General features: G+C 26.8%; 8 protein-coding genes and 2 pseudogenes. All 10 read right to left on the bottom strand.

Going from position 1 to position 7,313, the window contains the following annotated elements; translation table 11 throughout:
* Window positions 1–440, bottom strand: a pseudogene (locus KYD98_RS17865) (late control protein D); the annotation flags it as partial.
* Window positions 441–702: 262 nt separating this feature from the next.
* Window positions 703–1,089, bottom strand: coding sequence for a DUF4280 domain-containing protein (locus KYD98_RS17860; protein WP_219781407.1), 387 nt, complete (start codon window positions 1,087–1,089; stop codon window positions 703–705).
* 13 nt (window positions 1,090–1,102) lie between these two features.
* The gene (locus KYD98_RS17855) at window positions 1,103–1,630 is read right to left on the bottom strand and encodes a hypothetical protein (protein ID WP_219781405.1); all 528 of its coding nucleotides are present in this window, start codon (window positions 1,628–1,630) and stop codon (window positions 1,103–1,105) included.
* 81 nt (window positions 1,631–1,711) lie between these two features.
* Complete coding sequence (locus KYD98_RS17850) at window positions 1,712–2,314, bottom strand: hypothetical protein (protein ID WP_219781404.1); 603 nt, start codon at window positions 2,312–2,314, stop codon at window positions 1,712–1,714.
* 24 nt (window positions 2,315–2,338) lie between these two features.
* Window positions 2,339–2,875: pseudogene (locus tag KYD98_RS17845) on the bottom strand (phage baseplate assembly protein V); the annotation flags it as partial.
* Between the two features lie 266 nt (window positions 2,876–3,141).
* The gene (locus KYD98_RS17840; protein ID WP_219781403.1) at window positions 3,142–3,564 is read right to left on the bottom strand and encodes a DUF4176 domain-containing protein; all 423 of its coding nucleotides are present in this window, start codon (window positions 3,562–3,564) and stop codon (window positions 3,142–3,144) included.
* Window positions 3,565–3,598: 34 nt separating this feature from the next.
* The gene (locus KYD98_RS17835) at window positions 3,599–3,877 is read right to left on the bottom strand and encodes a DUF4176 domain-containing protein (protein WP_219781402.1); all 279 of its coding nucleotides are present in this window, start codon (window positions 3,875–3,877) and stop codon (window positions 3,599–3,601) included.
* A gap of 57 nt (window positions 3,878–3,934) precedes the next feature.
* Window positions 3,935–4,474, bottom strand: a complete 540-nt coding sequence (locus KYD98_RS17830) for a hypothetical protein (RefSeq protein ID WP_219781401.1) — start codon at window positions 4,472–4,474, stop codon at window positions 3,935–3,937.
* A gap of 79 nt (window positions 4,475–4,553) precedes the next feature.
* Complete coding sequence (locus KYD98_RS17825) at window positions 4,554–4,793, bottom strand: hypothetical protein (RefSeq protein ID WP_219781400.1); 240 nt, start codon at window positions 4,791–4,793, stop codon at window positions 4,554–4,556.
* Window positions 4,794–4,858: 65 nt separating this feature from the next.
* Window positions 4,859–7,120 carry a hypothetical protein gene (locus tag KYD98_RS18480; RefSeq protein ID WP_308462477.1) on the bottom strand — a complete coding sequence of 754 codons (2,262 nt, stop codon included), beginning with the start codon at window positions 7,118–7,120 and terminating at the stop codon, window positions 4,859–4,861.
* Window positions 7,121–7,313 lie beyond the last annotated feature (193 nt).

The raw sequence follows: 7,313 nt of genomic DNA, 5'->3' as shown, positions 1-7,313 counted from the left end.
ACTATTTCATTTATAAGTTCATCATATGTCATATCAATATTTTGAAATGATCTACTCTTTTTTTCTATATCTAATTTGATACTTGAAGTTAAAGCTTGAATTTCTAAATAATATATTCCGTCTACATTACTTGTCCTAATATTTTGAACTATTCCATTAAATAACCTTTTACTATTTCCTTCATTAACCTCATTTATATTAACTATCTTTTCATCACTACTTGTACTTTTATTCTCATTATTTGTATCCTCTAGTTCTTCATAGATACATATTTCATCTTCTGTGGAAGCTTTTATAGTAGAATTAAAATTTATACTTTCATCTATCAAACATTTTAAATACAAATATCCATGTTTATTTGGCTTATTTTCAATTTTTATATCTACTATCTTCATTAACTCATATGGTGATTTTACCCTTAACTTGTTAATTTCCCCCATCTATTTCCCCCCTTAATATTTTAATTTTTTTGGCTGTGTTTTAAGTGAATGTTGATATTGTAGTATAACGTTCATGGACAGGGGAATTTACTTTAAGAACTCTAAAATAAAGCTTAGTCCAATTAATGCATGCTCCCAATCAAAGATTGCTGACAAGCAATTAATTGTACAAATCTTTATTAAGAGTTCTAAAAAGCAAATTCCAATGCCAGTTCGCTATTATACTACAATATCAACACTGTTTTAAAACATAGCCATTTTTTTAATCCTGACCATCTGTAATAAATTTTATTATTCCTCCATAAGCACATATCAATGTTGAATCTGTTGTTAACGCTGGTGCTCCATCAACCAAAGTGTCCTCTTTAGTATTCATCCACTCTTTTAATATCTTTACCTGACACTTTTTCCCCGTTATTGCTCTTCCTTTTTTATTCACTAAAGTAATAGTTTCACTTGAAGGACAATTTCCTTTGCATATTCCAAAACTGCTTATATTTTCACCTACAACATTATCACTTTCATTCATTATTGGATTTCCATTTGAATATGAACCATGACTTGCAGGAAGATTTATTCTTTTTTTATGAGTTCCTTTATCACATTTCATTTTAGCTCCTCTAACTACATATGCCTGTGCCACTTTCATCATCTCCCATTTTTTAGTTATCAATTTCTAATCTTTTTAAACACATCCCTTTAAATTCTCTTCTAATCAAACTTTCTGCAACATCTAATCTTATTACTACCAAAGTTTTTTCACTCTCTTTTATTTTAAAAATTTTTTTATCTTTAATTTTTTCTTTATCTAATATAATTTTTTTCACTACAGTTTTATTTAAATTTAATTCAGCTTTTTCACTTAAACATTCCACTTCTTCAAATATTGGCATATAATAATTTTCTTGTCTTTCATGAGGTAAATCTATTAAAGGAATAGTTTTAAATAAAAGTTCTGAATCATACTTTTCAATTATTTTTTTCATTTTTTTTGAAATAAGAAATAAATTTCTATCTAGGATATCTAAAAACTCTGTTTCATCATTGCACTCAACATTAAAAATAACTATATCTTCAATTTTATGAGCATTTAATAAATTAATATTTCTAACATCAATATTATTAAATACATCCATTAACATTGGTGCATTTGTATACTCTTCATGCTGCTTTAATAAAAAATAATCCATCCTTTTCCTTTCTATGCTTATATATAATTAATAAATTTTAATAATTAGCTATGTTTTAAAACTGTAATATATTTATTTTTATTAAAGCCTCTTTTGAGAATATATTGTAATTGCCTTATCCATGTATTCTCCTGCCATAATAACTATGTCTTCTGTCTTTTTCATTTCTTTATACTCTGTACATTCTAAAAAACTTTTTAACATATCTTTAATTACATATAAAGCAAAACAATGATAAGCGTTTGCTTCTCTTAACTTTATAATTTCTATATCCTTTTCTTTAATAGTTCTTCCATATTCTTTTTTCTTATCTGAAAGTTCCTTCATATGATTAAATAAAGGTTCATAAATAAAATCTAAATCTATATTTATAGAACATTCCTCTTTATCTAAAAACCATTTTTTATCATAGAAATCAATTCTCCATTGCGCTTTATCTTCAAGAATCTTTGTTCTAAGCATTGAAAAATAAATATACCTTATTTCCCCTTTCAACTCTTTTTCCTGAAGTAAAATAGCTTCTTTACATATAGAGTTAAACTTTGAAGTCAAATTTTCCTTAATACTCTCTCTATCTGTTTTATATTGCTCCATTATTTTTTCAAATTCAGTAATATATCTATTATGAACATACTTTTCTTCAAATTCTTTTAATATTTTTTCTTTATCTGGTTGTATTATCATATCTTTATCACCCTTAATTTTTTCCTAACTTTGAATATTTACTTTTCCTCCACTCATTATCACATCATCTTGTATTATCATATTTGCTCCTGCTTGAGTTAAATTAATTCCTGCATCACCTTGTATTGTTACCTGTCCACCTCCACTTATTGATACATCTCCTCCAGCATTCATCACTATACTTTTATCACTGTTTACTTCTATTCCACCTTCATCTGTTAATCTCATAAGCAAATTACCATTTCCTATTATCTCAACAGAACCAGGACTCATAACAATTTCTTTTCCATACTTTGTACTTATACTTTTCACTGATGGATCACTTCTTTTACTATCATCAATTCCCTCATAATGCATTGAACTTATTACATATGCATTTTTTTCTTCATTATCAGGGAAATATAATCTAACTATATCCTCTATTTCAGGCATACAATACCAGCCTGTCCCATTAGGCTGTGAAAATATTGTTGCAAATTCAAACCATCTTGTACCGTCACGCTCTGTTGGACTTCCATCAAGTTCTAAAGAAACTTTTACTCTATCTTTTTCAGTAGTTAAATTCATCTCCTCTATAAATCGACTTAGCAAACGCACTGAATCATTAGCCTGTGTCATATAATCAAGATTTAATGGAAGTTTTAATTAATAAAACTTCTGATTCAAGGTATAATCTTTTTGTAAAATATTTTTTATTCTCATAATGATATCTTACTATAAAGCTCAAACTCAATTAAGTTTGGACTTTATTTTTATATGCAAAAGAGGCTGAGCACCAATTATTTAGTGCGACAGCCCCTTTAAAATTGTTCTTTATACTATATAATCTACTTTTTATTATTTCTATATTGATTTATCTTTTCACTGTATTTAACTTCTTCTTCATCTTCATAACCTATAAAATATACTTTTTCAATAACATCATTATTAAACAAAAATAAACTATCTGGTCTTAAATTTCCTTCTGGGTATAAACAAGCTGAATAATCCCACTCAATTTCTTTTTCATCTCCTACTTGTTTTTGCAAACGACCTACAATCATTAATTTTTTATCACTATCATTCAATAATACTACTGATCCTATTGGTAATAATTTGTTTTTATCAAATTCTATATTTTGTTCACTATTTACATTAGCTTTTTTATTTTGTACTTCACATCCACTCAATATACTTGTCATACTCAATAAAATTATTAAACTCACTATAAACGCTTTGAAATTTAATGATACTTTTTCTAATTTATTCATCTTATATTTCTCCATTTTAAATTACATTTAATCACTATTTTATATCCTTATTAATATAATCACTTAGCTTTTTATTAAATTCTAATTCCTCTTCATCTTGAAATCCTATAAAATAAATCCTTTCGATTTGTTCATTATTAAACAAAAATAAACTATCTGGTCTTAAATTTCCTTCTGGATATAAACAAGCAGAGTAATCATACCCAATTTCTTTTTCATCTCCTACTTGTTTTTGCAAACGACCTACAATCATTAATTTTTTATCACTATCTTTCAATAATACTACTGATCCTATTGGTAATAATTTTTTCATACTTAATTATACTCCTATTTATAAATCACTTGTCTAATTATAGATATTACATTTTTATCATAACTGGCTTATTAAACTGTTTAACAATTCATAAACATTTTTTGAATCATATAAATCATAAAATTTATTATATGATTTATTTTCTCCAAATATTATTGTTCCTCTTCCATTCTTATTAATATCTATATCAATATTAGTTATTTGATTAATATATTTTGCAATAACTTTCTCAGTTTTTCCAATTTCAAATATTAATAATCTCTTATTAGTTATAGCATATAATATTTTTTGCTTGTTAAGCTTTCTCTTTATAACTCTTCCAATTGTAAGATAATATCCTATAAAAATAAATGGTAGTCCAAACAAAGCACTTATAATCCCATCACTAGGTTTAACACTTTCTTGAATTATTGAACCGGTTATTATTCTTATTGAAATTACTTCCCAAATTAAATGAGCAATAATAAAACTACATCCAAATATAGTTGGAAATATATCCTCTTTCATAAATAAATTTTTAGTATCAGGTTTTCCTGACCATAAAACTTTTTCTTCTATTAATAAATATCTTTTAAATAATTCTTCTATATATATCATTCCTTTAAAATAAATTCTTGAAAATACTCATATTTTGTGAAAAACTAACATTGTAAACAAATAAAATTATTTATAGATATTATTTTTTACTCACTAATTCTTCTAATAAAAATTTTTTATCACATTTGTAGCAGTAATAAAAAAATTTTACTTCATAAGCTTCTCTAGCAGTATTATATTCCCCCCATCTTGTTATACCTATATATTCTTCACTTGTAATTTTTTTCATTTTTGTTCCACAAATTCTACACTTTTTTTTATTAAAAAGTAAAAATTTTAGTTCTCTAAAGTCTAATGATACTTCTTTTGATTTCTTCATATTTATCAACTCCTTGTATAATATAATTATGATGTTCTTACTTACTCTAAGTTATATTACAAAATTTAATCTGCCACTCCTATTGATAATGATACACTTCCTCCAATAATTTCACATGCTCCTATTTTCGCTTTCATTTTACCTTTATCCAGCCCTATTTTCCCCTCTGCTCCAATGCCCCCAGCATATCCAGTTTCTTCAATTTCTATTTCAGCACCTAATATTGTAAATTTTTGAGTAGCTGTAGCCTCTGAAAGTGTTGCAATAGCACCTCCTTTTACACAACAATCAAACTTTCCAGTATCTTTATTCTCTCCAAAATAAACTCCTAGTTCTGCCTTTTCTTTAATTCCAGTAACATTTCCATCCAATTGTATCCCAAAATCTTTATCACCAAATCTTTTGGTTTCTGCTGAAAATTCAACCATTTTCATTTCTTCTTCTGCACCAAGTTTAAGATTAGGCCTAAGTTTTCCATCTTCAAAAATATTGGCTCTTGCTTCTGCTTTAGCACTCCCTTTTAAAATTGATGTTTTAAGATTAAAATATTCCTTGTTAATCAAATATGCTTCTAAAGGAAGAGTATTATCTTCAAATTTAGGATTTACATTAGGTGTACTAGTACAACTATTAAAGAATTCTTTTACCTTTTCATCATTCTTTGAGTTGGATGAGCCTGTACCAATCCTTGCTATAAAGGCTCCAACCAATGCTTTACATAACATATCAACTATTTCTTCAGCATCATCTTGTGACATCTTCCCATCTTTACTACAAGCATTAACTTTTGCTACTGCTGCTATAACTCCGGATACTAAAGCACCAATATTAATTTCTGGGTTTTCTTGTTTTGGAGGTTCTGGTGGTGGTGCAGCTTGTGGTTCATCATTAAATGCTGGAAATGGAGTTCTATCACTTCCATTTTTTATTACGTTTCCAGCTAAAACATGAAATTCATTTTCTATTGAAACTCCATTTGATGTATTTCCTTTTGTCATTAAAATTCTACTTTGTGAAGTTATCTTTACGTTATTTAGAGTTTTTATTATTATTTCTCCATCAGAATTTAAGCTTAAATTTTTATGACTCTTAAGTGTTACTCCTACATTATCATCAAAACTTATACTAAGTGGCTCTTTACATCCACCATTCATATTTAATGTTCCTGGTGTCATTTCTATTTCATTGCCATGTTCTGTTTGAAAATATTTATTAGTTGGATCAGATGCTTTTTCACAGCTATCTCCATTTTTTCTTACACAACCTGTAATAATTGGTTCATCATTACCTTCACTTGGAAAATAGAGCCTTGCACTTTCTCCAATGTTTGGCATTGCATACATTATATTGGTTGTTGGAGGTGCATATCTAAACCAAAAAGCTTCTTCTTCATTTTGATTTTCATCTATATCTAAATGAATCTTTATCCTTTCTCCCTCTACTGCAAGAACTTTTCCATCAACAGATGCCCCTCCTAAAAGTGAATTATATAATTTTGTTTGCCATATTCCTTTTTCTCTACATAATCTATATTTATAAATTAGTTCATTCTTTAAAGAATAGGCTGAATATTGATTTACATAAAGTTGTTTATTTTTAAACCAAATGTTATCTCCAACTTCAAACTTATCTCTTCTTTCTATTTCATAATAAAAATAATCAGTGTCATGATAAACTTCATCTCCGCCTGCTTCATGAAATCTTTTTAAATTTTTGTAAGCTTTATAAGATGTCATATCTTCAAGTTCATAACTAGCTTTGCTTTGCCTACCAAAATAAAACATATTTCGTATTTCAATTATATCGCAGTATAAGTCTGAATTTAACTGACTTGCTATTCTCTTTAAAAAGTTCCAATCTGTTTCTTTATATTGAAATAAAGGTTTTCCTATTGCTTGTCCTTCTCCCACGCATTGAACAAAACCATAGCCTGAATAATCCCCTAGTATTATTCCTATAACTTCATCATATGTCATGTGTATATTCTGAAATGATCTACTCTTTTCTTTTATGTCTAATTCAAAACTTGATGTAAGTGCATGTATTTCTATATAATAAACTCCACTTACATTGCTTGTCTTAACATTTTGTACTATTCCATTAAATATTATCTTACTTTTACTTTCATTTATTACATTAATATTTATTAATGTTTTATCATAACTTGTACTTCTATCATCTTCTTGTTCTTCATAAATACATATCTTATCTTCTGTGTAAGCATTTATAGTAGATTGAAATTTTATTGAATCATCTATCAAGCATTTTAAATACAAATATCCATGTTGATTAGGTTTATTTTTAATTTTTATATCTACTATACTCATTAGCTCGTAAGGTGATTTGACCCTTAATTTATTAATTATAAGTATAATTTTTCAAATAAAAAATAACAGCAATACCACCATTTCAGGTTATCACTGTTACTTTACTTCTTAATTACTTTAATTTAATCTTAGTTTCTTTATTTCATCAATGCTAAGGCCTGTTTTTAATGATATTGTTTCATCATCTAAAACA

Source organism: Clostridium weizhouense, from assembly GCF_019431045.1.
GTDB lineage: Bacteria > Bacillota > Clostridia > Clostridiales > Clostridiaceae > Clostridium > Clostridium weizhouense.
Note: the sequence above shows the minus strand (reverse complement) of the source record. Positions and strands in the feature narration are given on the sequence as shown.

Excerpts from the sequence above, each read along its gene's own strand:
- KYD98_RS17855 (WP_219781405.1), bottom strand. The coding sequence starts at position 1,630 with ATGGATTATTTTTTATTAAAGCAGCATGAAGAGTATACAAATGCACCA.
- KYD98_RS17840 (WP_219781403.1), bottom strand. The coding sequence starts at position 3,564 with ATGAATAAATTAGAAAAAGTATCATTAAATTTCAAAGCGTTTATAGTG.
- KYD98_RS17835 (WP_219781402.1), bottom strand. The coding sequence starts at position 3,877 with ATGAAAAAATTATTACCAATAGGATCAGTAGTATTATTGAAAGATAGT.
- KYD98_RS17850 (WP_219781404.1), bottom strand. The coding sequence starts at position 2,314 with ATGATAATACAACCAGATAAAGAAAAAATATTAAAAGAATTTGAAGAA.
- KYD98_RS17825 (WP_219781400.1), bottom strand. The coding sequence starts at position 4,793 with ATGAAGAAATCAAAAGAAGTATCATTAGACTTTAGAGAACTAAAATTT.
- KYD98_RS18480 (WP_308462477.1), bottom strand. The coding sequence starts at position 7,120 with ATGAGTATAGTAGATATAAAAATTAAAAATAAACCTAATCAACATGGA.
- KYD98_RS17830 (WP_219781401.1), bottom strand. The coding sequence starts at position 4,474 with ATGATATATATAGAAGAATTATTTAAAAGATATTTATTAATAGAAGAA.
- KYD98_RS17860 (WP_219781407.1), bottom strand. The coding sequence starts at position 1,089 with ATGAAAGTGGCACAGGCATATGTAGTTAGAGGAGCTAAAATGAAATGT.